The 24552-nt window shown below is 70.4% G+C and carries 25 protein-coding genes; 7 read left to right on the forward strand and 18 right to left on the reverse strand.

The genetic code is table 11. The annotated features are described in order from the left end of the window. Window positions 1-76: 76 nt before the first annotated feature. Window positions 77-928 carry a prephenate dehydratase gene (locus tag K8940_RS18315; RefSeq protein WP_223391497.1) on the reverse strand — a complete coding sequence of 284 codons (852 nt, stop codon included), beginning with the start codon at window positions 926-928 and terminating at the stop codon, window positions 77-79. Continuing rightward, complete coding sequence (locus tag K8940_RS18320; protein ID WP_223391498.1) at window positions 925-1662, reverse strand: 3-deoxy-manno-octulosonate cytidylyltransferase; 738 nt, start codon at window positions 1660-1662, stop codon at window positions 925-927. The genes K8940_RS18315 and K8940_RS18320 overlap by 4 nt, the downstream gene beginning before the upstream one ends. A 168-nt stretch (window positions 1663-1830) precedes the next feature. Here K8940_RS18320 and K8940_RS18325 point away from each other — a divergent pair, with 168 nt between their 5' ends. The 3 genes from K8940_RS18325 to K8940_RS18335 all read left to right on the forward strand — a co-directional run bounded on the left by K8940_RS18325 (window position 1831) and on the right by K8940_RS18335 (window position 4330). Further along, complete coding sequence (locus K8940_RS18325; protein ID WP_223391499.1) at window positions 1831-2541, forward strand: c-type cytochrome; 711 nt, start codon at window positions 1831-1833, stop codon at window positions 2539-2541. A gap of 114 nt (window positions 2542-2655) precedes the next feature. Continuing rightward, window positions 2656-3174: a thioredoxin family protein gene (locus tag K8940_RS18330; protein ID WP_223391500.1), complete on the forward strand. Its 519-nt coding sequence runs from the start codon at window positions 2656-2658 to the stop codon at window positions 3172-3174. 109 nt (window positions 3175-3283) lie between these two features. Beyond that, on the forward strand, window positions 3284-4330 hold the full coding sequence (locus K8940_RS18335; protein WP_223391501.1) for an alpha/beta fold hydrolase: 1047 nt from the start codon (window positions 3284-3286) through the stop codon (window positions 4328-4330). Here K8940_RS18335 and K8940_RS18340 read toward each other — a convergent pair. Both K8940_RS18340 and K8940_RS18345 read right to left on the reverse strand, forming a co-directional pair. Next, a complete protein-coding gene (locus K8940_RS18340) occupies window positions 4327-5160 on the reverse strand; it encodes an NlpC/P60 family protein (RefSeq protein WP_223391502.1) in 834 nt (277 codons plus the stop codon). The genes K8940_RS18335 and K8940_RS18340 overlap by 4 nt on opposite strands. Continuing rightward, a complete protein-coding gene (locus K8940_RS18345; RefSeq protein WP_223391503.1) occupies window positions 5157-6566 on the reverse strand; it encodes a leucyl aminopeptidase family protein in 1410 nt (469 codons plus the stop codon). Before K8940_RS18345 ends, K8940_RS18340 begins: the two co-directional genes overlap by 4 nt. An 85-nt stretch (window positions 6567-6651) precedes the next feature. On the opposite strand from K8940_RS18345, the gene K8940_RS18350 reads away from it, so the two are divergent. Continuing rightward, window positions 6652-7458, forward strand: coding sequence for a tetratricopeptide repeat protein (locus tag K8940_RS18350; protein WP_223391504.1), 807 nt, complete (start codon window positions 6652-6654; stop codon window positions 7456-7458). A gap of 152 nt (window positions 7459-7610) precedes the next feature. Here the strand turns inward: K8940_RS18350 and K8940_RS18355 are convergent, their stop codons facing one another. From K8940_RS18355 to K8940_RS18395, 9 genes are all read right to left on the reverse strand, one after another. Then, the gene (locus tag K8940_RS18355) at window positions 7611-8600 is read right to left on the reverse strand and encodes a type II secretion system F family protein (protein ID WP_223391505.1); all 990 of its coding nucleotides are present in this window, start codon (window positions 8598-8600) and stop codon (window positions 7611-7613) included. 10 nt (window positions 8601-8610) lie between these two features. Next, window positions 8611-9588 (reverse strand): type II secretion system F family protein, encoded by a 978-nt coding sequence (locus K8940_RS18360; RefSeq protein WP_223391506.1) that lies wholly within the window; start codon window positions 9586-9588, stop codon window positions 8611-8613. A 3-nt stretch (window positions 9589-9591) separates the two neighbouring features. Beyond that, on the reverse strand, window positions 9592-11097 hold the full coding sequence (locus tag K8940_RS18365) for a CpaF family protein (protein ID WP_223391507.1): 1506 nt from the start codon (window positions 11095-11097) through the stop codon (window positions 9592-9594). After that, window positions 11098-12615: a CpaE family protein gene (locus K8940_RS18370; protein ID WP_223391508.1), complete on the reverse strand. Its 1518-nt coding sequence runs from the start codon at window positions 12613-12615 to the stop codon at window positions 11098-11100. Beyond that, window positions 12615-13298, reverse strand: a complete 684-nt coding sequence (locus K8940_RS18375; protein ID WP_223391509.1) for a CpaD family pilus assembly lipoprotein — start codon at window positions 13296-13298, stop codon at window positions 12615-12617. Before K8940_RS18375 ends, K8940_RS18370 begins: the two co-directional genes overlap by 1 nt. 8 nt (window positions 13299-13306) lie before the next feature. Next, window positions 13307-15025: a type II and III secretion system protein family protein gene (locus K8940_RS18380; RefSeq protein WP_223391510.1), complete on the reverse strand. Its 1719-nt coding sequence runs from the start codon at window positions 15023-15025 to the stop codon at window positions 13307-13309. Window positions 15026-15042: 17 nt separating this feature from the next. Then, on the reverse strand, window positions 15043-15921 hold the full coding sequence (gene cpaB, locus K8940_RS18385; protein ID WP_223391511.1) for a Flp pilus assembly protein CpaB: 879 nt from the start codon (window positions 15919-15921) through the stop codon (window positions 15043-15045). A 192-nt stretch (window positions 15922-16113) separates the two neighbouring features. Continuing rightward, complete coding sequence (locus tag K8940_RS18390) at window positions 16114-16626, reverse strand: prepilin peptidase (RefSeq protein WP_223395898.1); 513 nt, start codon at window positions 16624-16626, stop codon at window positions 16114-16116. Window positions 16627-16817: 191 nt separating this feature from the next. Continuing rightward, window positions 16818-16994 carry a Flp family type IVb pilin gene (locus tag K8940_RS18395; RefSeq protein WP_223391512.1) on the reverse strand — a complete coding sequence of 59 codons (177 nt, stop codon included), beginning with the start codon at window positions 16992-16994 and terminating at the stop codon, window positions 16818-16820. A 315-nt stretch (window positions 16995-17309) separates the two neighbouring features. On the opposite strand from K8940_RS18395, the gene K8940_RS18400 reads away from it, so the two are divergent. The 3 genes from K8940_RS18400 to K8940_RS18410 are packed head-to-tail and all read left to right on the forward strand — an operon-like array spanning window position 17310 to window position 18821. Then, complete coding sequence (locus K8940_RS18400; protein ID WP_223391513.1) at window positions 17310-17699, forward strand: pilus assembly protein N-terminal domain-containing protein; 390 nt, start codon at window positions 17310-17312, stop codon at window positions 17697-17699. 7 nt (window positions 17700-17706) lie between these two features. Continuing rightward, a complete protein-coding gene (locus K8940_RS18405; RefSeq protein WP_223391514.1) occupies window positions 17707-18264 on the forward strand; it encodes a TadE/TadG family type IV pilus assembly protein in 558 nt (185 codons plus the stop codon). After that, a complete protein-coding gene (locus tag K8940_RS18410) occupies window positions 18261-18821 on the forward strand; it encodes a TadE/TadG family type IV pilus assembly protein (protein WP_223391515.1) in 561 nt (186 codons plus the stop codon). Before K8940_RS18405 ends, K8940_RS18410 begins: the two co-directional genes overlap by 4 nt. Here K8940_RS18410 and K8940_RS18415 read toward each other — a convergent pair whose 3' ends face one another. The 5 genes from K8940_RS18415 to K8940_RS18435 all read right to left on the reverse strand — a co-directional run bounded on the left by K8940_RS18415 (window position 18822) and on the right by K8940_RS18435 (window position 24498). Further along, window positions 18822-19574 carry an aminotransferase class IV gene (locus K8940_RS18415; protein WP_223391516.1) on the reverse strand — a complete coding sequence of 251 codons (753 nt, stop codon included), beginning with the start codon at window positions 19572-19574 and terminating at the stop codon, window positions 18822-18824. Continuing rightward, window positions 19571-20899 (reverse strand): aminodeoxychorismate synthase, component I, encoded by a 1329-nt coding sequence (gene pabB / locus K8940_RS18420; RefSeq protein ID WP_223391517.1) that lies wholly within the window; start codon window positions 20897-20899, stop codon window positions 19571-19573. The genes K8940_RS18415 and pabB overlap by 4 nt, the downstream gene beginning before the upstream one ends. Before the next feature lie 86 nt (window positions 20900-20985). Further along, window positions 20986-22446, reverse strand: a complete 1461-nt coding sequence (locus tag K8940_RS18425) for an MFS transporter (RefSeq protein WP_223391518.1) — start codon at window positions 22444-22446, stop codon at window positions 20986-20988. 92 nt (window positions 22447-22538) lie between these two features. Further along, window positions 22539-23312 carry a tyrosine-protein phosphatase gene (locus K8940_RS18430; RefSeq protein ID WP_223391519.1) on the reverse strand — a complete coding sequence of 258 codons (774 nt, stop codon included), beginning with the start codon at window positions 23310-23312 and terminating at the stop codon, window positions 22539-22541. 1 nt (window position 23313) lies between these two features. Beyond that, a complete protein-coding gene (locus tag K8940_RS18435; protein WP_223391520.1) occupies window positions 23314-24498 on the reverse strand; it encodes an acyltransferase family protein in 1185 nt (394 codons plus the stop codon). Between the last annotated feature and the right edge of the window lie 54 nt (window positions 24499-24552).

The raw sequence follows: 24552 nt of genomic DNA on the forward strand, positions 1-24552 counted from the left end.
TCCCCAGGGATTCTTGTTTTGACCTGGGGAGGAAATCAGAGAACGACGATATCGAAAATGGTGACGTTCGGGGAAGCTAGCTCCCCCGGTCCCGGAACGGGTCGGCCGGATAGACGCCCAGGATCTCGAACCGCTCCGAGAAGAACTTCAGCTCGTCCAGGGCCAGGGCCAGGGCGCGGTCCTCGGGACGGCCGTCGACCTCGGCGTAGAAGAAGGTCGCCGTGAAGTTGCCGCCTTCCATGTAGCTTTCCAGCTTGGTCATGTTGACGCCGTTGGTCGCGAAGCCGCCCAGGGCCTTGTAGAGGGCCGCCGGCAGGTTGCGGACGCGGAACACGAAGCTGGTCACGCAGCGATGGGTGAATTCCGGGGCCGGCGGGTTCGGGTCGGCCGTCATCACCAGGAAGCGCGTGGTGTTGTGGCGCTCGTCCTCGATGTCGCGGGCCAGGATGTCCAGGCCGTAGATCTCGGCGGCCAGGGCCGGGGCGACGGCGGCGCGATGCGGGTTCGGCTTCAGGGCCAGTTCCTTGGCCGCCCCGGCGGTGTCGCCGGCGGCCTCGGTGGTCACGCCCAGCTTCTTGAGGCTGTTGCGGCACTGGCTGAGCGCGATCGGCATCGAGGCCACGACCTCGACGTCAGACAGCTTCACACCCTTGTTGGCCATCAGCTGGAAGCGGATCGGCTTGAAGCGCTCGCCGATGATCTTCAGGCCCGAGGCTGGCAAGAGGTGGTGCACGTCGGCGACCCGGCCGGCGATCGAGTTCTCGATCGGGATCATGCCCAGCTGGGCCGCCCCGGTCTTGATGGCCTCGAACGCCTCCTCGAACGTCTTGCAGGGATAGGCCTCGTAGTCCGGGAAATAGGTCCGGCACGCCTCGTGGCTGTTGGCGCCGGGCTCGCCCTGGAAGGCGATCTTCTTGAGGATGCTCATTGGCTCTTTCCTGCGGCAGCACGCGCCGCTTCGAGGTCGGAAGGATTGTCGACGGAGATCGGGGCTTCGGCCGCCACGGCGGCGCGGATGGTCAGGCCCAGCTCCATGGCGCGCAGCTGCTCCAGCTTCTCGCGCTTCTCCAGGGGCGAGGGGGCGGCGGCGTTGAACGCCGCCAGCGCCGCGCGGCGATAGCCATAGATGCCGATGTGGCGCCAGACGGGCGCGTCGCCATAGAGGGTGGAGCGGGTGAAATAGAGCGCGCGGCCGCTGCTTCCGTCCGCCTCCATGGCCAGCACGGCCTTGACCACGTCGGGATTGGACCGGTCGGCCGGCGAGGCCTCAGGCGCCACGACGGTCGCGATGTCGGCGTCGCCGAACTCCTTAAGTACGCGAGCGCAATCGCTCAGCACGGCCGGATCCACGAACGGCATGTCGCCCTGCAGATTGATGACCACGTCGTGCTTCAAACCCGGATCGAGTTGCGCCAGGGCCGCCAGGATCCGGTCCGAGCCGGAGGGCAGTTCGGGGTCGGTCAGCACCGCCAGGCCGCCAGCGGCTTGAACCGCCTCGACGATTTCGGGATCGCCAGCGGCCACGGCCACGGGGCCGACGCCGGCCTTCAGCGCCTGGTTCAGGACCCGGACGATCATTGGAACGCCGCCGATGTCGGCCAGCGGCTTGTCGGGCAGACGTGTCGCGGCCATCCGCGCGGGGATCAGGACAATCGGATTCATGGGCGGGTTCGTGGCCTCAAATCTTTGCTGCCCGGTTGCGCGAGGGGCGGTAGCGTGTAAGAGACGCGAGCGCAACATGAGGCGTGCTGGGGACTCAGAGGGGGATTCCGGCGCGCGGGTTCAAAGCCCGCCCCTGGGGTGGGCCGACAAGAGGCTGACAAGGCTGAAATGAGCGACCTGACGTTCAACAAGATCGCTGGCGGCGTGCTGCTGACCGGCCTCGTTATCTTCGGTCTCCGCGAAGCGTCCGACATCGTCTTCAAGAAGCACGAAGTCGAGAAGGCCGGCTACGAGATCGCGGTCCAGGAAGAATCGGCCGGCGGCGGCGAAGCCGTCGACACCCCGCCCGACTGGAATGCCGTGCTGACCCCGGCCAACGTCGCCGCCGGCGCCGCCGTCTCGGCCAAGTGCGCCGCCTGCCACAAGCTGGACGCCTCGAACGCCAACGCCACCGGCCCCGGCCTGTGGGACGTGGTGGGCCGCAAGCCGGCCGCGCACCCGGGCTTCAACTATTCGGGCGCGATGAAGGACTTCTCGGGCAAGACCCCGATCTGGGACTACGACGCGCTGTACACCTTCCTGAAGGCGCCCGGTAAGGACGTCCCCGGCACCAACATGACCTTCGTGGGTCTGAAGAAGCCGGAAGACCGCATCGCCATGATCGCCTACCTGCACAGCCTGGGCAGCAAGCTGCCGGTGCCGCCGCCGCGTCCGGCCGCCGCCGCGGCTCCGGCCGCTGGCGCCGAGGCTGCTCCGGCCGCCGAAGGCGCCGCTGCTCCCGCCGCGGGCGCTGCTCCGGCTCCCGCCGCGGGCGCTGCTCCGGCTCCGGCCGCTGGCGCTGCTCCGGCCGCCGCCGCTCCGGCCGCGCCGAAGGCCTGATCGCTTTCAAAGCCGATCACGGAATCTGAAAGGGCCGCGAAGTTTTCTTCGCGGCCCTTTTCCTATGGCGGAGCTAGGGTTTGCGAACCGATCGTTCGCTTGAAAGCCCGTCCCATGAAGTTCCGCGTCCTGGCCGCCGCCGGCCTGCTGGCCTTTTCCTTCCTGGCCTCTCCGGCGCTCGCCGGCGGCGCCAAGGCCCCCGCCGTCGCCCTGCAGTCGATCGACGGCCTGCCGACGCCCCTGCCCTATCCCTATGACGAGAAGGCGGACGCCGAGGCCGACCTGGCCGCCGCGATCAAGAAGGCCAAGGCCCACAAGAAGCTCGTCCTGATCGACCTGGGCGGCAACTGGTGCGGCGACTGCCGCGTGTTCGCCGGCGTCATCGAGCAGCCCGACGTCAAGCGCTGGGTCGACAAGCACTACGAGGTCGTGACGATCAATGTCGGCCGCTACGACCACAACATGCAGATCCCGGCCCGCTACGGCGTCGACAAGCTGAAGGGCGTGCCGTCCTTCCTGGTCGTCGACACCAAGGGCAAGCTGGTCAACGACGGCGCCTTCTTCGCCCTGACCGACGCCCGCCACATGACCCCGCAGTCGATCGTCGACTGGCTGGCGCAGTGGCCGAAGTAGGCGCCGGGACAGGCGGGAAGCGCCAGATTTCCGCCGCCTCGCGCCGCTAGCGGTGTCGCCCCCGCCCGACTCGCGCGAGAGATTGGCGAGACGGATGTCTGGGGGCGTGATGAAGCGTTTGTGGGTGGTCGCGGCGGCGCTGGTGGCGCTGGCCTCGGGAATGGACACGGCCAAGGCGGCGGAGCTCAACCCCGCCTGCCGCACGCCCGGCAAGCCGGTCTCCGAGGCTGGCTTCGTCCAGATCGGCGGCATCCGCCAATGGGTCGTGGTCGACGGCCAGGACTGCGCCAATCCGGTGGTCCTGATCGTCCACGGCGGGCCGGGCAATCCCAACACCCCCTTCGCCCACGCCCTGTTCGGGACCTGGGCCAAGGACTTCACCGTCGTCCAGTGGGACCAGCGCGGCGCGGGCAAGACCTACGGGGCCAACAAGCCGGCCGAGGACGAGCCTCTGAGCATGGAGCGCCTGGCCGCGGACGGGGTTGAGATCGCCCGCTACGCGACCCAGCGCTTCGGCAAACGCAAGGTCATCCTGATGGGTGGCTCGTGGGGCTCGGCCCTGGCGGTCAACATCGCCATGACCCAGCCGGACCTGTTCAGCGCGTATGTCGGGACCGCCCAGCTGGCCAACTACCAGCTGGACGTGGGGACCAGCTACGCCAAGGCCCTGGTCCTGGCCCGCGCCGCCGGCGACACGGACGCGGTCGGCAAGCTGGAGGCCCTGGGCGCGCCGCCCTGGACCAATCCCCGCGCCTTCGGGATTCTCCGCCGCGTCACCCGGAAATACGAGGCCCAGGCGACCGAGCCGCCGCCCAAGGACTGGTTCGCCTTCGGCCCGGGCTACGACACCCCCGCCTACGAGGCCGACTACACGGCCGGCGAGGACTATTCGTTCCTGAACTTCGTCGGGCTAAAAGGCGACGGCATGGGCCCGAGGATCGACCTGCGCAAGCTGGGGACCCGGTTCGCCATGCCCGTCTGGATGTTGCAGGGCGAGGCCGACCTGGTGACCCCGCCCGAGGTGTCCAAGGCCTATTTCGACGCGATCCAGGCCCCGAAGAAGACCTGGGTGACCCTACCCCGCACGGGGCACGATCCGAACCGCATCATGATCGACGCCCAGTTCGCGGCGCTGAAGGCGGCGGCGGGCCGCTAAACCCGCCGATACCCCAGCGGCGCGCCGGTCGGCGTCGCCGCGATCCGGGCGATGGCCTCGGCCAGGGGCTCGATGGCCGTGGCCATGTGGTGGGCGTTGGCGTGGAGGATGGTGTCGCGGTCCAGCAGGATGGCGACGTGGCCCTTCCAGAACACCAGGTCGCCGCGCCGGCGGTCGGCCTCGGCCACCTCCGGGAAGAAGCCCCTCTGCATGTCGGTGTCGCGCGGGCAGGCGCGGGCGCAGGCGTAGAGGGCCTGCTGCACCAGGCCCGAGCAGTCCAGGCCCAGGCTCTCGCGGCCGCCCCACTGATAGGGCGCGCCCAGGAAGCGTTCGGCGACGGCGACAGGGTCGGTCTCGCCCCGCCCGATGGGCGTCAGGTGGTCCTCGACGAACCAGCCCGTGCCGGCGCCCTTGGCGAAGCGGCCCTCGCGCTCCTCGATCGTCACCAGGGCGTTGAGGCTGTAGAGGCCCTCCGGCCGCGACTTGATATCGGGCTTGCTGAAGGCGTAGGTGCGGATGGCGCTGACCGCGTGGGTCGGCGGATGGCCTTGCGGCGCGAGGGCGCTGGTCGCCACATAGCCGACATAGCCGTCGCGCGGCGCCTGGCCCCAGGCGAAGCCATCCTTTTCCTCGAGCACGCGGAAGACCTCGCCGAACAGCAGCTGGTCCCACTGCTCGGCGTCGGGCGAGGCGCTGGCGCGGATGGCCGCGGCCGGGACCGCGCAGACCATCACCCGGCTCTCGGCATAGCGCTCGGCCGGGGCCAGGCCTTCCAGGCGCTGGTCGGCCAGGTCGGGTCGGGCCAGGGTGATGCGAGTATCGAGGCTCATGCGAAGCGGCTCTTGATCATGGCGAAGGCGGCGCGGATGGCCTGGACCTCCGCCCCTACCGGGAATCCGGGGCGTCCCTTGGGGTTCCAGGCGAAGACGTCGAAGTGAGCCCAGGGGCCGACGTCCTCTCCAGATGGCGCGAACCGTTGCAGGAACAAGGCCGCCGTGGTGGCGCCGGCCTGGGCCCAGCCGTCGGGATCGTTCTTCAGGTCGGCGATGTCGCTGTCCAGGGCGTCGCGATAGGCATCGGTCAGGGGCAGGCGCCACAGCGGGTCGGCGACGGTCTTCGAGGCCGTCTCGATCTGCGCGGCCAGCTTGTCGTCATCGGTCCAGAACGGGATCACGAACGGGCCCATGGCGATGCGGGCCGCGCCGGTCAGGGTGGCGAAGTCCAGGGTCAGGGCGGGCTTCAGCTCGGCGGCGCGGGTCAGGGCGTCGGCCAGGATCAGGCGGCCCTCGGCGTCGGTGTTGCCCACCTCGACCGTCAGGCCCGCGCGGGTCTGGAGGACGTCGCCCGGCCGCATGGCGTCGCCGGCGATGGCGTTCTCGACCACCGGGGTCAGGATGACGAGGCGGACCGGAAGCCCGGCCTCCATGATCATCCGGCCCAGGGCCAGGGCGTGGGCGGCGCCGCCCATGTCCTTCTTCATCAGCCGCATGCCCGCCGAGGGCTTGATGTCGAGGCCGCCCGTGTCGAACACCACGCCCTTGCCCACCAGCGCCAGCACGGGATGCGAGGGATCGCCCCAGCTGACCTCGATCATGCGCGGCGCGCGGGCGTCGACGGCGGCGCGGCCCACGGCGTGGACGGCCGGATAGTTCTCGCGCAGCAGGTCGTCGCCACGCACCACCGACAGGGTCGCGCCGTACTTCTGGGCGATCTCGCCGGCGATGGTCTCGATCTGCAGCGGCCCCATGTCGTTGGCCGGAGTGTTGACCATGTCGCGGGCCAGGGCGCAGGCGTGGGCGAAGGCGGTGACGGCGGCGGCGTCGACGCCCTTGGGCGCGACCAGGCGCGGGATGGGCTCGCCGTGCTTCTTCTTGTAGCGGTCGAAGCGATAGGTCCCGAGGGCGAAGGCCAGGGTCGCCTGCTCGGGATCGATCCCCTTGGGGATCCTGGCCAAGGCGTACTGGCCGGCCGGCAGCTTGCCCGCCAGGGTGCGAAACAGCGACAGATCAACGCGGCCCGAGCCTGTCCCGAGCAGCACGCGCTCGACCGCGCCGCTGGCCCCGGGGACCGCCAGCACCTGACCGGCCTTGCCCGTGAACGCGTTGGCGGCAGCGTAAGTCCTTACCGGAGCACGCTTTTGCGCCAGGAACGCCTCGACCTCGCCTTCGGCCAGCGGATGGACCGGGATCGCCTGCCCGTCGGCCTCGACGAGGATCGGATGCGTCGCGTCGGTCATCGGCGGAACCTCTTGGAATTATGCTTAACGCTTCGTTGAGGGCGTCGCCCGGACAATGGGCGCGTTCTCTGGAGACATGTCTCTCATGTGTCGCAACCGCGCGCTCGTCGCAACCGTTCTCGCCGGCCTGCTGGCGGCGGCGCCCGCGTTCGCGGCGGACGCGCCCAAGCCGGCCGAGCCCACTCGGGCCGCCCCGGCCAAGGCCTCGCCCCAGCAGCGCGCCGAGGCGCGGCGCCTGGACCCGCTGGCCCGCGCGGCCTTCTGGGGCTCGGAGTTCGAGATCGATCCGGCCGACGCCGAGGCCGGCGCGGGCCTGGCCCAGGCGCTGCGCGCCTTGGGCCGAGACGACGACGCGGCGCGGGCCGCCTCCCAGGCCCTGATCGCCCATCCTGACGACACCGCCTTGCTGCTGGAGCTGGCCCGCGCCCACATCGCGCGCGGCCAGGGCTTCTACGCCATCGAGCCGGCCCGCAAGGCCGCCGCCCTCAATCCCAAGGACTGGCGTCCGCAGACCCTGCTGGGCGTGGCCTACGAGCAGGCCGAGCGCGACGACGAGGCCGACGCGGCCCACCGCCAGGCCCTGGCGCTGGCGCCGGGCGAGGCGACGCCGCTGGCCAACTACGCCATGCACCTGGCCGCCCGGGGCGACCTGGCCGACGCCGAGGTCCAGCTGCGCCACGCCGCCGCCCTGCCCTCGGCCGGGATCCAGGTGCGCCAGAACCTGGCCCTGGTGGTCGGCCTGCGCGGCCGCCTGCCGGAAGCCGAGAAACTGGCCCGCGCCGATCTGCCGCCCGAACAGGTCGCCAACAACCTGGCCTACCTGCGCGCCGCCATCGGCCAGGCCGGCGCGAACCGCTCCTGGGACGCGCTGAAAGCCGGCGGCGGGCAGTAGGACTTCTCCTCCCCATGAGGGGGAGGTGGATCGATGCGGATACGCATCGAGACGGAGGGGGTCCGCGCAGGCGGTTCTGAGGTTCAGCGCCCAAGCCCCCTCCACCGCCGTTCGGCGGTCCCCCTCCCCCTGAGGGGGAGGAGAGATACCCCTCAGTGCTTTCCGAAGATGTCCTGCACCCGCATGATCGCCGGGCCCAGGATCATCACGAACAGCACCGGCAGAAAGAACAGGATCATCGGCACGGTCAGCTGGGCCGGCAGGGCCGCGGCCTTCTTTTCGGCGGCCGAGAGGCGCAGGTCGCGGTTTTCCTTGGCCATGACGCGCAGGGCCGCGCCCAGCGGCGTGCCGTAGCGCTCGGCCTGGATCATGGCCGTCGCCACCGACTTGACGCCCGGATGGTTGTTGCGGCGGGCCAGGCCCTCATAGGCCATGCGGCGGTCGGGCAGGTACGACAGCTCGGCGGTCAGCAGGCTGAGTTCCTCAGCCAGCTCCATCGACTGGGCGCCGACTTCCGAGCCGACCTTCTGGATCGCCGCCTCGATCGACATGCCGCTCTCCACGCAGATCAGCAGCAGGTCCAGCGCGTCGGGAAAGGCCGCCACGATCGACTCGCGACGCTTCTGGGCGACATTGGTGATGTAGACGTTGGGCGCGTAGTAGCCGGCCGCCAGGAAGGCCACGCAGGCGCAGATCTTCTGGATGGGCAGCATGCCGAAGCCGTTGACCACGGTCAGGTAGAACGCCACCACCGCGGCGAACACGAACGGCATGACGAAGCGGAAGAAGTAGAAGGTCGTCACCGGGCCGGGGCCGCGGAAGCCCGCCTGGGCCAGGTTCTCGACGACCTTGGGATCCTCCAGCAGCTTGGACAGCTGCAGGCGCTCGACGACGGTCTTGTAGAGGTCCTTTTCCTGGTGACGCAGGGTGGCGGGCCCGCCCCCGCCGCCGCGCGCGGCGAGGCTCTGGCGCGAGCGCCGGCGCAGTTCCTCGCGACGGTTGGCCACCGACTTGAGACGGCCCTCCAGGCCGCTGTTGCGCATCACCGGCGAGGCCAGGGTGATGATGGTGGCGAACACCACCAGGGCGATGAACGCCGTCAGGATGTTCGAGGGATCGGTCAGGGTCTCGACGATGTTCACGCGCCCCCCGTCAGAACTTGAAGTTGATCATGCGGCGCATGACGAAGATCCCCAGCGCCATCCAGATCCCGCCCGCCAGCAGCATCAGATGGCCGCGCGGGTCGGTGAACATCGGCCGCATGTAGGCGGGCGAGGTCACGCTGATCAGGGTGACGACGCCGGGCGGCAGCGAGCCGATGATCATGGCCGAGGCGACGGCTTCGGCCGACAGCGCCTTGATCTTCTCCTTCATCAGCTTGCGGGCGCGCAGCACGCCGGACAGGTTGCTCAGCGCCTCGGCCAGGTTGCCGCCGGTCTTCTGCTGGATGGCCAGCACGATGGCGAAGAAGCGCAGCTCGCTGGTCGGCATGCGCTCGTACATCTTGTCCAGGGCCGCATCCATCGGCACGCCCATGCCGATGTTCTCGGTCAGCATGCGGAACTCACCGGCCAGGGGCTCGGGGCTCTCCTTGCCGATGATCTTCAGGCAGTCGTGGACCGGCAGGCCCGACTTCACGCCGCGCACGATGATGTCGATGGCGTCCGAGAAGGCGGCCGTGAACTTGGCGGTGCGGCCCTTGGCCAGGATCGCCAGAACCCAGCGCGGCAGGCCCGCCCCGGCGGCGAAGCCCGCGCCCAGGGCGACCAGCGGCGACTGGCCCAGCAGCAGCACCATCAGGGTCACGAAGACGCCCAGCACGCCGCTGACGATCCAGAACATCCGGACGTTCTCGCCCAGGCCGGCGGCCTGCATGCGCGACCCGATGCTGAGAAGGCTCTTCTTCTGCCGGCGCTCCTGCTCCTTCAGCGCCTTGAGGATGGCCTGGCGGCGGGCGTCGGGGGTGTTGGCCGCGGCCTTGTCGCGCACGCGCGCTTGGCGCTCGCCGCCGCCGGCGATCAGCTGGGCGCGCTTGGACGCCTTGGCCGAACCGCCGTCGCCGCCGACGAAGGCGAAGCCCAGGCCCGCGATCATCAGGAAGCCCAGGGCGCCGGCGATCACGTACAGCATCGCCTACTCCGCCGCGTCGAGGGCTTCGGCCAGCTCGCGCTCCAGGCCGTAGTAGCGGGCGCGATCCCAGAAGCGCGGGCGGGCGATGCCGGTCGAGCGGTGCTTGCCCATGACCCTGCCCTGCTCGTCCTCGCCGGTGATCTCGTAGACGAACAGATCCTGGGTGACGATCACGTCGCCTTCCAGGCCGAGCACCTCGGTGATGTGGGTGATGCGGCGCGAGCCGTCGCGCAGGCGGGCGGCCTGGATGATCACGTCGACCGAGCCGACGATCATCTCCTTGATGGTCTTCGAGGGCAGGCCGTAGCCGCCCATGGTGATCATGCTCTCCACGCGGCTGATCGCCTCGCGCGGGCTGTTGGCGTGCAGCGTGCCCATCGAGCCGTCGTGGCCGGTGTTCATGGCCTGCAGCAGGTCGAACGCCTCGGGGCCGCGCACTTCGCCGACGATGATCCGTTCGGGGCGCATCCGCAGGCAGTTCCGAACGAGGTCGCGCATGGTCACAGCGCCCTGGCCTTCCAGGTTCGCCGGCCGGGTCTCCAGGCGCACCACGTGCGGCTGCTGCAGCTGCAGCTCGGCGGCGTCCTCGCAGGTCACGACCCGCTCGGTGGGGTCGATGAAGGCGGTCATGGTGTTGAGCAGGGTCGTCTTGCCCGAGCCCGTGCCGCCCGAGATGACGACATTGCAGCGGCAGGCGCCGATGACGCCCAGGACCCGCGCCCCTTCCGGGCTGATGGAGGCGAACTCCACCAGGTGCTTCATGGTCAGCTTGTCGCGCCTGAACTTCCGGATGGTCAGGGTCGGGCCATCCAGGGCCAGCGGGGGCGCGATGACGTTGACGCGCGAGCCGTCCGGCAGGCGGGCGTCGCAGATCGGCGAGCTTTCGTCGACCCGGCGGCCGACCTGGCTGACGATCCGCTGGCAGATGTTCATCAGCTGGAGATTGTCGCGGAAGCGGATGTTGGTCAGCTGGACCTTGCCGCCCACTTCGATGAACACCCGGTGCGCGCCGTTGACCATGATGTCGGCGATGTCGTCGCGGGCCAGCAACGGCTCCAGCGGGCCATAGCCGAGGACGTCGTTGATGATGTCCTGGACCAGGTGCTCCTGCTCGACGACGGACATCGAGACGTTCTTGATCGCCACCAGCTCGGCGACGATGTCGCGGATCTCCTCGGCCGCCGCCTTGGTGTCGAGCTGGGCCAGCTGGCTCAGGTCGATCGTGTTCAGCAGGGCGTTGAAGATCGTGGTCTTGGTGGCGTGGTAGTAGTCGCTCTGCTCGCGGGCGATCGCGGCTGTCTGCGGCTGGATCTGGGTGGCGCGCAGCTGGTCCAGGCCCGCCGTCGGCTTGGGGACGGGACCGTTGACCTTGGGCGGCGGCGCCTTGGGTTCCAGCGCGGGCGGCGGCTCGGCGCGCGGCGGGCGCGCGGCGACGGCCGCCTCGCCGGCGGGCGCCGGGAGCGGGGCCTTCTGGTCGGCGTTGGCTGTCGTGTCGCGCTTGCCGAACATCTATCGCTTCTTGAACAGGCCCGAGAACATCGAGGTCTTCTGGACCGGCGGCGGCTCGCGCCGGCTGATCAGGCGCGCCAGGTGCTCGACGCCCTCGGCGGCCTTCGACTTGGGCGCCACCTCGGCCAGCATCTGGCCGTTGTTGGCCGCCTGGCCGTAGGGCTTGGGATCGAACGGCAGGACCAGCGAGGGCAGGACGCCCAGAGCCTCGCCGAAATCCTTGACCGGGATCTCGGGGCGGCCGGGCACGCCCACCTGGTTCAAAACCAGGCGCGGCGGCGCGTCGTTGGGCCGCGCGCCTCGCACCAGGTCGATGATGTTCTTGGCGTTGCGCAAGCTGGCCAGGTCCGGCGTGGCCACCACCACCAGGTCGTCCGAGCCGACCAGCACCCGGCGGGTGGCCGCATTCCAGGCGTGCGGGATGTCCAGCACCACGAACGGCGCGGCGCCGCGGATCTTCTGGGTGACTTCCTCGTAGGTCTCGGCGTCGAACGCGTAGTCGTCCTCCAGCGTGGCCGGGGCCGCGAACAGCGACAGGCGGTCGCCGCAGCGGACCATCATCCGGTCCATCAGCACCGGGTCCAGCCGTTCGGGCTGGGTCAGGGCGTCCAGCACGCCCTGCAGGGGATCCTGGTTGAAGTCGAGGCCGGCGGTGCCGAAGGCCAGGTCGAGGTCGACCAGCACGGTGGCCGTCTCGAGCGTCTCGGCCATGGCCCAGGCGAAGTTGTGGGCCAGGGTCGAGGCCCCCACCCCGCCCTTGGCGCCGACGAAGGCGATCTGGCGGCCGACGAACGGGGCGGACGGATCGGCATAGAGGCCGCCGACGGCGCGGATCACCTGCAGCGGCGACAGCGGCTGGGTCAGGTACTCGCTGACCCCTCGGCGCATCAGCTCGCGATAGAGGGCGATGTCGTTGGCCTGGCCGACCACGACCACCTTGGTGCCCGGATCGCAGACCTGGGCCAGGCCGTCCAACTGGTGCAGCAGGCGCTGGGCGGTGTCGATGGTCTCGACCATGACCAGCGAGGGCGTCGGCTGGTTCTGGTAGTACTCGACGGCCGCTTCCAGCCCGCCGTCGCGGACGATCGTCGTGGCGCGCCCCATCCGGCGGTCGGCGGCGGCGTGCTCGATCAGCCTGGCCGTCTCGGGCCGGGCGCAGAATGCGTGGATGGTGATGCGCGGGATGACCGCATCGCCCAGGCCGTCGTCGGCGAGGGGCTCGTGATAGTTCGGCGCGGGCGGCGGCTCGGGCGCCTCGGCGACGAGCGGGTGGCCGCCGGCGTGCTGGGGCGCTCGCGGCGTCGGACGTGTGGCCGGCGCGGCGTCCAGGGGCCCGCGCGCGGGCGGCGCGTCGTCGCGCGGACGGGCCGGCGGGAACTCGGCGAACGGATCCTCGAAGCCGCCCACGGCCGGCTTCAGCGACGGCGCGGACGACCGCCAGGGATCCGACGCGCCGGTCGTGAACGCGTCGTCGGCGTCGAAGCCCAGGTCGAAGGGATCGTTGTCGGTCGGCCGCATTACTTGATGGCCTTCGACAAGGCGCCGGTGGCCTGCTCGTCCTTGGCCGAGCTGGTGATCTCGCCCTTGCGGTACTTGCCGAACACGGTGTCGCGGCGGCCCGCGTCGGGCGGCGTCATGTCGCGCGGCCGGACCAGGTCCTCGGGATTGGCGACCTGGGCCGCGAGGTTGGCGGCGACGGCGCAGCCGAAGTTGTCATAGGCCGCGTTGTCGCGGGTGGCCGCCAGGTTGCCCCAGTGCTGACCGCACTTGATCGGCTCGGCCACGTGGCGGAGGAAGCCGACGCGAATGGTGGCGTCCTCGGGGCCGACCGGGTCGAAGCCGACGACGCGCACGCGCGCGGCCGGCGCGCCCAGGGTGATCAGGCGCTCGCGGATCTGGGCGGCCATGGCGCCGGCGGCGTTGGGCGCGGTGACGACCAGCTCGCGGGCCTCGGCCTCCAGCCAGCGTCCCATCAGGTCGTCCAGGGCGGCCGACTGGTTGGCCGACAGGCCGGCGGCGTGAGGCGCCAGCACGATCTCGTCGGGCGAGGCCGTGACCTTGATGCGGTCCATCCACTGCTGGGTGTCGGTGGCGGCGGTCTTCGAGGGTCCCTGGTCCGGCGGCGTCGTGGTCGCGCAGGCGGCCAGGCCCGCGAGGGCCGAGGCCAGGAGGACGGTCTTGACGGAGGCGCGAAGCGTCATGAGGCGTCCTACTCGATCACGTAGCCGACGGGGCCCTGATAGGCCCGCCCGGCATTGGCCCCGGCCGGCGCCTTGACCACCTTGTTGAGCCGTCCCAGCAGGACCGTGCTCATGTCGTTGGCGATATCCAGGCCGTCGGCCGGCGTCTGCAGGTTCTGCGGGCGGGTCGGGTCGACGAGGTAGGGCGTGACGATGATGACCAGCTCGGTCTGGCCATCCAGGTAGTCGCGCGAGCGGAACAGCGAGCCCAGGATCGGCAGGCTGGTCATGCCCGGCAGCGAGTCGATGGTCTGCTTGGTGGTCTGCTGCAGCAGGCCCGCGATCATGAACGAGCCGCCCGACGGCATCTCGACCGTCGTCTCGGCGCGGCGCACCGACAGGCCCGGCACGGTCAGGGTCGTCGTCGTATTGCCGCTGGAGCCGGCGGCCAGGGTGAAGGCGCCCAGGCTGGAGAGCTCGGAGACCTCGGTCGAGATCTTCAGCGAGATGCGGCCGCCCGACATCACCACCGGCGTGTAGCCCAGGCCCACGCCGTACGGCTTGAACTCGATCGTCACCTTGCCGGTGTCGTCGCTGCCGGTCGGGACCGGGAACTCGCCGCCGACCAGGAAGTGGCCGGCCTCGCCCGACACCGCCGCCAGGTTCGGCTCGGCCAGGGTGCGCACCAGGCCCACCCGCTCGAACGCCTGCAGGCAGGCGCCCAGGTCGTTGCCGGCGACGGTCTGCCAGGCGGTGGAGGCGGCGCTGCTCAGCACGCTGCCGAGGGCGCTGGACGCGCCGCTGGAGGTGCTGGTGTTGTTCGAGTTGGTCGTGGTCACGCCGTTGGCGTCGACGGTGGTCCCCGAGACGACGTTGCTGACGCTGTTGCTGCTCGACGATGTGGAGCTGGTCTGGTTCGAGCCGCTGCTGCTGTTGCTGTGGTTCGTCGTGCGGATGTTGTTGCGGCCGTAGCAGGCGCCGCCGCCGCCCAGCAGCGATCCGTTGACGCCGAACGTGTTGTCGCGCCCCAGGCTGTAGGACTTGTAGCCGTCGTTCAGCAGGTTGCTGGTCGAGATGCCCAGCTGCTTGACCACGTTGCGCTGCACCTCGACGATGCGGACCTGCAGCATCACCTGGTCCTTGCCGCCGATGCTGATCATGTTCAGCACCTTGTCCTCGCCGCCGACGAAGCGGGCGGCGATGCGCGAGGCCATCTCGGATTCCGAGGCCGAACGGACGGCGCCGGTCAGCACCACGCTGTCGCGGATCGGCCGCACGCTCAGCCGGGCGTCGGGCAGGATCTGGTTCAGTGTGTCGGCCAGCTGGTCGACCGGCTGGGTGACCCGGATGTTCAGAGACACGATGCGACGACCGGCGGCGTCGAAGAAGGCCGCGTCGGTCACGCCCTCGGCCAGGCCCACCACGTAGATGCGGCGTTTGTCGCGCAGCACCGCGTCGGCCACGGTCGGGTTGGTGACCAAGAGGTCGCGGACGTCGGTGGGCAGCTCGATGATCGCCGACTTGCCCCTGGCCAGCTCGATGGCGGCGGCGCTCTGGTCGGCGGTCAGGGTGATGCGGGTGACCTGGTCGGCGGGCGCGACGGCCCGCGCGGGCGCCGGCGTCGGACGTGCGACGCGGGCGGCGGGGCGATAGACGTGCGAGCCGGCGACCGGACCATCGGCCAGGGCGGGCGCGGTCCAGGACAGGGCCAGCGCGGCGGCCGTCGCGAGAAGGCGCTTGGCGGACATGGAGGCTTTCACCGGGCTCAAGGGCGCACCGCCACGCTGGTGGTCGCGCCGCCGCGGTTGATGCGGACGGTGGAGTCGCCTCCGGCGGGGCCCGTGACGCCCGACGGACCGCCCAGGTCCGTATAGGCGCGCAGGGCCAGGGTGACGGGGCCATACGCCTTGGCGCGGGCCAGGGTCTCGGCCTCGACCGGGCCGACCTCGAGGGTGGCGGTGGCCGCGACGATCGACTTGGCGTCCTTCTCGGCGACGGCGCTCTGGTCCAGGGCCAGGACGCGGATGTTCTGCAGCACCGTCTCGGCGATGATCACCTTGCCGGCGGCGACGCTGTCGGGGACGGCCGGGGCGTCGCGGGTCGAGACGACGTCGACGCGATCGCCCGGCAGGATGAAGCCGCCCACCGCGGTGTCGGAGGTGACGGGCACGGACATGGCCCGCTTGCCCGGGGTGAGCACGACGGACAGGTAGCCGCCCTCGCCGCCGCGTACGATCTTGCGGGCGGTGATCGGCTCGCCGGTCAGGATGGGGTCGCGGACGATCGCGCCGTCGACGACCTTGGCCGGGTCGACGCCGGCCATCTGGTCGGCCGTGGCGGCCAGGGTGGCCTTGGCGGCCTCGACCTTGCCATCCGGCGCCGCGCCGTTGGTGATGAAGGCGCCGTTGACCGCGCCGGACGGCCAGGCTTGCCAGGCGACGTCGGCGGCCACCAGGCGCGTCCCGATCGGCAGGTCGCGCTTGGCGACCAGGACCTGGGTCATGGACCTCGCGGGCTCGGCGACGGGCGCGGCCCGCGCGACGGGCGCGGCGGGTTCGCCGCCCAGGGCGCGCTTCAGGACCACGGCGAGACCGATGGCCGAGACGGCGGCGACCAGGACCATGATGAGACGAACGGGATTCATGGACGCGGGCTGAAACTCTCGGGTGAGCCGCCCGCCCGCCTTCCGGCATACGCGCGCGATTCGTCATTCAGCCTTTCTGGCCATCGCCATGTTCGCTCGCACATGGTTAACGCCCGCTAAAATGTTCGCGGCGTCGCGGGACGTCGACGCGCGACAGGGTGTCGCGGAAAGGCGTGGGCGCGCGCCCGGGATTCACCCCAGGACAGCCAGGGCCAAGGTCCCGCGCGGGAAGGCCGCCAGGGCGCCGATGGCGATGGCGACGCCGTACGGCAGGTCGCCGCCGGTGGCCCCCAGCCGACGCACCCAGGCCGGCGCGCCAGCCACGGCGGGAGCCAGGTAGCCCGAGCGCAGGGTCAGGATGGCCAGGGTCAGGGCCCCGCCCGCCAGGGCCGTGTAGAGCAGGAACATCAGGGCGCCCGGCCAGCCCATCCACAGGGCGCAGGCCGCCAGCAGCTTTCCGTCGCCGCCGCCGATCCAGCCGGCCGCGAACAGGCCCATGCCCAGCACCAGCGCGCCGAGGCCGACGGCCAGGCACAGGCCGATCTGCGACAGCGGCGCGCCGCTGACCAGGGCGGCCGGAACGAAGGCGGCGATCAGGGCCAGCGAGATCCAGTTGGGGATGGTGTAGCTGGTCAGGTCCTTCAGGCCGCCGATAACGGCCAGGACCGGAAAGATCATCAGCAGCGGGATCTGGATAGCGTGCATGCTCATGCGCCTGGGCGCCCTCTCGGGGATTGCGCCATCCTGGGCGCGGACGGGTGAAGCAAACGTTTCGGGGATGGCCTTCTCCCCCCGCCCTTTCGTCGCGGGCCGCGCCGCGGGCGACGGACCAGCGACCAAAGAAAAAGGGCCGAGGCTGAACCTCGACCCTCTTCTTTTCGAGCGTGCGGCGAAGATCAGGTGCCGGCGTTGGCGACCTTCGTCGAGACGTCCGTGAACTTGGCGTTCAGGTTGGTGCCAAGGACGGTGACGCCCGAGATGATGACGACGGCGATCAGGGCGGCGATCAGGCCGTATTCGATGGCGGTGGCGCCCGATTCATCCTTCAGGAAGCGCGAGACGAACTTGGTCATGACTTGGTCTCCAAACCAGAGCTGGTTGATTTGAGGCTTCAAGCCGGTCGACTTGTTCACCCCCGAAAACATGATCACCTTCACGGAACGCGTTTAATGTGCAGTAAATACTAGATGGTTTATTCGCTATTTATTTTGATTTACTTGAATTTACCATTAGCGATCCTTAACCATAAAAGAAAAAATGCCCATCTACGCCTTATGAATCAAGACTTTCCCTGCGCGCCACCTAGCCGCATGCTGTTTCGCCTTAGGCTTTTGTTGACCAAAGAAAGGGATGATCGCGTCCATTCGGATCCGGGATCTAAGACCCTCATGCGTCGCCTTTCGCTCGTCATCGCCGCCCTCACGGCCCTCTCGGGGACCGCCGCCGGCGCCCAGGGCCGCACGGCCGACCTGCCGGTCGCCGCGGGCCAGGCCTCGTATGTGAGCCTGGGCGGCGCGGTGCGCGACGTCGTGGTCGGCGACCCCAGCATCGCCGACGTCAGCGTCGTCAACGACCGCACCCTGGTGGTCCTGGGCAAGCGTCCGGGCGTGACCAGCCTGCTGGCCTTCGGGGCCGGCGGCCGGGCCCTGGCCGACCGCCAGGTCGTCGTGTCGGAGAACGGCGCCGGCTCGGTCACCGTCTATCGCGGCGCCAGCGCCAGCAACTACGCCTGCGCCAGCCAGTGCACGCGCCTGACCCCGGCCGCCGGAACGCCGTAGCCCGCCCATGGCCCACAGCCTCGACCGCGCCCGACGCCGGACAGTCCGCTTGGGGACGGCCCGTCTCGCCGACCGTCTGGCCGCCCGCTTCGCGCGGGCCGACGACGGGGCCACGGCCGTCGAGTTCGCCCTGGTCGCCATTCCCTTCATGATGCTGGTCTTCGCGATCATCGAGCTGGGCCTGGTCTTCCTCGTGTCCCTGACCCTGGAGAACGCGGTCGTCGATGCGGGCCGCGCCATCCGCACCGGCCAGATCCAGACCGGCGGCGGCACGGCCGCCAGTTTCAAGGCCACCGTCTGCGGCAAGATCGGCTGGATGGGCGGCGACTGCGACAGCGCCCTGGCCATCGACGTGCGCACCTTCCCCGACTACACGAGCGGCGCCACGGCGGCCGTGCCGACGACCATGGCCTGGACCCCGGGCGGGCCGGGCTCGACCGTGCTGATCCGCGCCTACTACACCTGGCCGCTGGTCACGCCGCTGCTGCAGACGGGCCTGCAGGACGTCAGCGGCAAGAAGCTCATCTACGCCGCGACCGCCTTCACCAACGAGCCCTATCAATGAGCCGCCCTGGACCGCGCCGCGTCCGGGGGTTCTGGCGCGACCGCCGGGGCGTATCGGCCGTCGAGTTCGCCCTGATCGCGCCGCTGCTGATCCTGATGTACTGCGGCATGGCCGAGCTTTCCCTGGCGATGATGGCCCAGCGCCGGCTGTCCAACATCGCCTCGGCGATCGGCGACCTGGTGGCCCAGAACGCCCAGACCGGCCCCACGAGGACGGCCGACATCTTCCGGATCGGCGACACCATCATGGCGCCGTTCGCGACCACCGCGCTGAAGATGTGCCTGGCCAGCGTATCCTCGGACGCCAAGGGCAAGAACACGGTGTCCTGGTCGCAGGCCTCGGTGTCCGGCATGGCCAATTGCCCGGCCCAGAACGCGGTCCTGACCGACGTGCCCGCCGGCGTGCTGTCCGCCAGCCAGACGGTGATCCTGGCCCGGGCCAGCTACACCTACACCCCGACGATCAAGCTGGTGTTCCCCGGCGGCGTGACCTTCAACCGCACCTACTACCTGCGCCCCCGCCGAAGCGACGCGGTGATCTGGAGCGCCTCGAACTAGCTAGCCGAAGGCGGCTTTCAGCGCCTCCACCAGCGGGTGCGGCGCCAGCGGCCGCGCCCCCAGGCGCGAGACCGGGCGCATGCCGATCAGGCTGTTGGTCAGGAAGATCGCATCGGCCGCTTCCAGCGCTTCGATCCCGACCATAACCTCTTCCACCAGGCGCGAGGCCAGGACGCGCGCGCGGGTGATCCCGGCCAGCGCGCCGCAGTCCAGGCGCGGCGTGAAGAGCCTGCCTTCCGAAATCCAGAACAGGTTGGCCGCGCCGGCGCAGGCGACCTCGCCGCGATTGTTCAGCATCACCGCCTCGTCGGCGCCGGCCTCGCGCGCCTCGGCGCGGGCCAGGACATTGTCGAGATAGGACAGCGTCTTAAGCCGCGAAGCGGGCGAGCCCTCGTTGCGGCGCGTGGTCGCGACGATCAGGCTGGCCGGCGTCGTCGCCGGGGCCGACGGCGCGGCCGTGGCGAACAGGCGCGGAGCCGGCGCGGCGGGCCGGTCCAGGCCCCGACCGCCCGAGCCGGCGGTCAGGGTCAGGCGCACGGCGAACCGCCCCGCGGCCGGCGCCGCCGCGCGGGCGAGACGCTGGGCCTCGGCGCGGTCGAACGGCAGGCCCAGGACCACGCAGCCGGCGGCCATGCGGTCGAGGTGGGCGACCAGATGCGGCAGGTCGCCATCCAGGGCCAGCATCGTTTCGAACAGGCCGTCGCCCAGCAGCAGGCCGCGATCGTCGCCAGGAACGCCAAGAGGCGGGATCATTCGGTCAGGGCCTTCTTCAGCGCCGCGATCTTGGCCTCGGTCTCCAGGCGCTCGCCGCGAGGATCGCTGTCGGCGACGATCCCGGCCCCGGCCCGGGCCTCCAGCCGCCAGCCCTGGGCGTCCTGCGCGAGCCCCACGGTGCGGATCAGCACGCTGCTGTCGAGCGCCCCGTCGAACCCGGCCCAGAACAGGCTGCCGCAATAGGGCCCGCGCGGCGGCTCCAGGCCGGCGATCACCTTCATCGCCTGGACCTTGGGGGCGCCGGTGATCGAGCCCGGCGGGAAGCTGGCCCGCAGCAGGTCGGCCACGCCCTTGCCGCCGGCCAGCTGGCCGGTCACCGTCGAAACAAGGTGATGGACGTTGGCGAAGCTCTCGACCTTGAAGAGCTCGGGCGCCCTGACGCTGCCGGGCGCGCTGACCCGCGCCAGGTCGTTGCGCATCAGGTCGACGATCATCAGGTTTTCGGCGCGGTCCTTGTCGCTGGCCAGCAGCTCGGCGGCCAGGGCCAGGTCCTCGGCGGGGTCGCGGCCGCGCGGGCGAGTGCCCTTGATCGGCTTGGTCTCGATGGCGCCGGCGGGGTCCAGCTTCAGGAAGCGCTCGGGCGAGTTGGAGACCAGGGCCCGGCCGGGCAGGCGCCAATAGGCCGAGAACGGCGCGGGACTGGCGGCGCGCAGGCGCGTGAACAGGTCGAACGGATCGGCGCCCGGCGCCAGGCGGCCGGTCCAGCCGCGGGCGATGTTGGCCTGGAAGATCTCGCCGCCGACGATCCGCTCGACCACCTCCGCGACGGCGGCCTCGTAGGCGTCGCCGTCGGTGACGGCGAGGTCGGCGCACAGGGGGCGGGCCGGCTCGGGATGAGGCGGCGCCGGGACGTCCAGCCAGGCCAGGGCGTCGCGGGCGCGGGCCTTCGCCTCGGCGTCGGTCTCGCCGCGCCCGACCGCGACGACCTGGCGGCCGTGGTGGTCGAAGGCCAGCAGGGCCGGATAGCGGGCGCAGGCCAGGTCGGGCCAGTCGGTGCGCGAAAGGCCCAGCGCCTCGACCCGGTCGCCCAGCTCATAGGCGGCCAGGCCGACGACGCCGCCCTGGAACGGCGGCCCGTCGGGATCGCCCGGCAGGCGGGGGCCGATCAGGCCCTCAAGCCTCGCGAAGGGATCGACGACGTCGGCGGGCAGGATGTCGAAGGTCTGGTCCGGCGCGCGCAGCAGATAGGACCACCGCGCCTGCCCACCCGTGATCAGGGCGCAGGCGTACGGCTCGTCCCGGAACGGAGCCAGCGCCCAGACCGGCTCGCGCCAGGGGACTGTGAGGAGGGCGACGCGGCGCATGGTCGGGGTTTAGCAGGCTGTGGAGCCTCCCTCCACCGGCGTTCGGCGGTCCCCCTCCCCCAATGGGGGAGGAGAGCAACACCCTCCTATTGGGAAACCTCCCGTCCCCCGCCCTTGACGGTGAACAGGCCGATCAGCCCCAGGGCCAGCAGGCCGGCGATCGGGATGAAGCCGGCGACCTGGCTCTCGAAGACCCTGGTCGCCAGGGCCACCAGCAGCGAGCCCAGCCACATGGTCGCCGTGCCCGACAGCGAAAAGAGGCCGAAGAACGCGGCCATGCGGTCCTGCGGGGCCAGGCGCACGAGCAAGGTGCGGCTCGAGGCGTACTGGGCGGTGACGAAGACGGCGATCAGCAGGCCCATGCCCAGATAGACCAGCTCGGGCAGGGTGCGGAACAGCGGGCCGTTCCAGACCGCCGGGTGGGTGGCCGCGTCCCAGGTCCAGAAGAACAGGATCTTCTCGCGGCCCATGCCCAGCGTGCCCATCAGCATCAGGATGCAGCCGGCGATCTCGACCTGCACGGCGCGGCGCGGGCCCAGCTTGTGGTCCAGCCACGGCGCGATCAGCCCGCCCAGCACGCCGAAGATCGACAGCGAGATGCCGTAGGCCAGCATCTCCAGCTCGCCCCACTTCATCAGCCCGGCGGCGAACAGGCCGCCGAAGATCAGCAGGGCCGTCATGCCGTCGCAGTACAGCATCCGCGCGCCCAGGAACTTGGCGACCTCGGCGTGGCCCTTGAGGTTGCCGAAGGTGTCGACGATCAGCTTTGCCCCCTCCTTCAGCGAGGCCAGGACCGAGACGCCGGTGCGCGGCGCGTCGCGGGTCCACAGGAAGAAGGGGATCGCCCCCAGCAGCATGACCGCGCCCGCCAGCGGGCCGACGATGCGGCTGGGCTCGTGCTCGGTCTGGCTGAGGCCGAACAGCGGCGCGGACGGCACGAACGACCATGGCACGGCCCCCGGCAGCACGAAGGCCCACATCACGAAGATCAGCAAGCTGACCGACAGGCCGTTGGCGACCGCGTAGCCCAGGCCCGACAGCACCGGCTCCTGTCCTGGGTCGGACGCACGGGCCAGCAGCGAGTTGTTGGTCACGTCGCCCCAGTTATAGGCCACGCCCAGCACGATCAGGGCCCAGCCGACCATGTCGACCGGCATGCCGCCGGGCTTGGCCAGCCACAGGGCGAACAGCAGCGGGACCATGATGGCGATGATCAGGGCCATCAGCGGCTTGCGCGGCCCGAAGCGCTCGATCGAGGCGCCCAGCAGCGGCGCGGTGCAGGCGGTGATCAGGCCGAAGATGGTGGAGATGTCGGCGACGGTCGCCTGGCCCTTCACCGGATCGCCGACCAGCACCCGCGAGAAATAGGGCGAGAAGACGTAGATGGTGATCAGGATCACATAGGGGTCGCGCGTGCCCTGGTGCAGGATCCAGCTGAGCGCGCTTCGGGAGAGCCGTTTGGGCGGGGCGGGAATGAGGACGTCCTCCGCCCCCTTGAGACCCGCGACATCACTTACGCCCGGAGGCGTACCCGCCAACTCGCTCATGCCACACCCTAAGCTGACCGGCCCTCTGTCGGGGCTGTCAGGGAAGGCTGGACCTTAAACGAGCGTTTGTCACCTTACGGATTTGATCGGGATCAAAGCAGGATATGCGCCCGCACCTTGTCGCGCGCGGCGGCGTCGACGCCGATGACCTGTTCCAGATAGCCATCCAGCGAGCCGTGCTCGGCCTTGATCACTTCGAAGGCGGCGGCCAGGTAGCGGGCCTCGACGCCCATGGCCGCGCGGATCGCGCCCTCGGTCGGACGGCGGCCGGTGGCGGCCTCGACATAGTCCATGAAGCCGACGCCGCGCCGCTCGAAGCGGGTGGGGTCGTTGGTCAGCAGGTAGTCGTCGATGACGTCGTCGTCCGCGACGCCGGCGATGTGGTGGGTCAGGGCCGCCAGCACCCCCGTGCGGTCCTTGCCGGCCGCGCAGTGGATCAGCACCGGCCCTTTCGCTTCGGCCAGGGCCTGGAAGTAGCGGCGGAAGAGGTCGATGTGCCGTTCCTTGAATGGCAGCCGGCGATAATACGCGTCCATGTAGCCGTGGACCGAGGTCTCGGTCAGGTCCTGGCTCTTCATGAACTCCAGCCAGGGATCCGGCCCCGTCACGCCCAGGTCGTTGTCGATCACCTGGGCGGCGAAGCCCGTCCAGCGACGCGAGGGCGAGTGCTGGCGTTCGTTGGGGCGGCGCAGGTCGACCAGGGTGGCGATGCTCAGCGAGGCCAGGGTCTCGAGGTCGGCGTCCGTCGCCTCGGCCTGGTGGGCGGCGCGGAACAGCACGCCCCGCTTCAGATGTCCCACCCCCGCGGCGTAGTCGCCGAAATCGCGGAAGTTCTCGACGCCCTGGAGGGGGATGTGCCGGGTCATGTCATTTCCTCAAGAGCGGCTGCAGGCGATCCTGGATCGGCTGGTCGACACAGGTGTGGAACAGCCACGCCGCGCCGTAGGCGATCGGGAAGCCGGCCAGCCACATCAGCCACTGCCAGCCAATGCCGATCGGCACGGTCTCGATCAGCTTGTGGACGGCGCTCCAATAGATCACGCCGACGAAGATGTGGGTGATGAACAGGGCGAAGGACAGCTTGGCGCCCTCTTCGATCCACGCGCGCGGGCGCTTGACCGGCAGGCGGCCGGCGCCCAGCACGATCAGGGCGATGGCCAGCAGCGACGGCGCGTCGAACAGCCACGGGTCCGGCAGGGCGTAGCGGTCGAGGGGCTGGGTGATCACCAGCAGGGCGACGCCGCCCCACAGCATGGCCCGGGCCATCGGCTCGGACGGCCAGCGCATGTCGACGGCCCGCGCCAGGCAGACGCCCAGGATGAACAGCGGCAGGGCCCGCACGACGCCGAACTGGAACTGCAGGTCGGGCAGCGGATGGTGGAAGGCCCGGCGGGCGATGATCTCGAACACGCCCAGGATCACCGCCGCGCCCAGCGGTAGAATCCAGGCGTGGCGCACCTTGCTGACCGTGCGCCAGAAGAGCGGGAACAGGGCGTAGCAGACGATCAGGGCCGACAGCGACCAGCTGGGCAGGTTCCAGCCGTCGCTGGGGAAGCCCCAGGCGTGGATCAGCAGGGCCTGGGTCGGAAGCTGGTCCCAGGCGAAGCGGCTGGGCTTGTGGGCGTCGGTGCCGAGGGTGTTGAGCAGCAGGACCAGGATGGCCAGGAGGCCCAGCACGACCAGGTGACCCGGCCACACTCGCGCGGCGCGGCGGGCCCAGAAGCGCGGCGTGGAGAGCCGTCCGCTCAGCACCGAGCCGCCATAGGCCCGGCCCAGCACGTAACCGGACAGCATCAGGAAGAAGTCGGTGGCCAGGAACCCGCGCGAGAACACCTGGCCGAAGCGCTCGATCCGCATCGGGCTCTCGGCGCCATAGTGGTAGACCACGATCAGCAGCGAGGCGAGGAAGCGGAGGAAATCCAGGGCCCCGCCGCGCACGGCCTCCCGGTCCGGCCGTTCCAGAACGACCGCGGCCTGCGGTTCGTCGTTGGCGGAGACAGGAGTCTCGCCCGGCGGAATCTGGGAAAGCGGGACGGTCACGCGGGTGGCCATAGCAAAGGCCGCCCCTTGGTAAAAGCCGTCTCCGGACGGTCGTCTTGCGATATG

The sequence above is a fragment of the Caulobacter segnis genome, from assembly GCF_019931575.1.
Taxonomy (GTDB): domain Bacteria; phylum Pseudomonadota; class Alphaproteobacteria; order Caulobacterales; family Caulobacteraceae; genus Caulobacter; species Caulobacter segnis_C.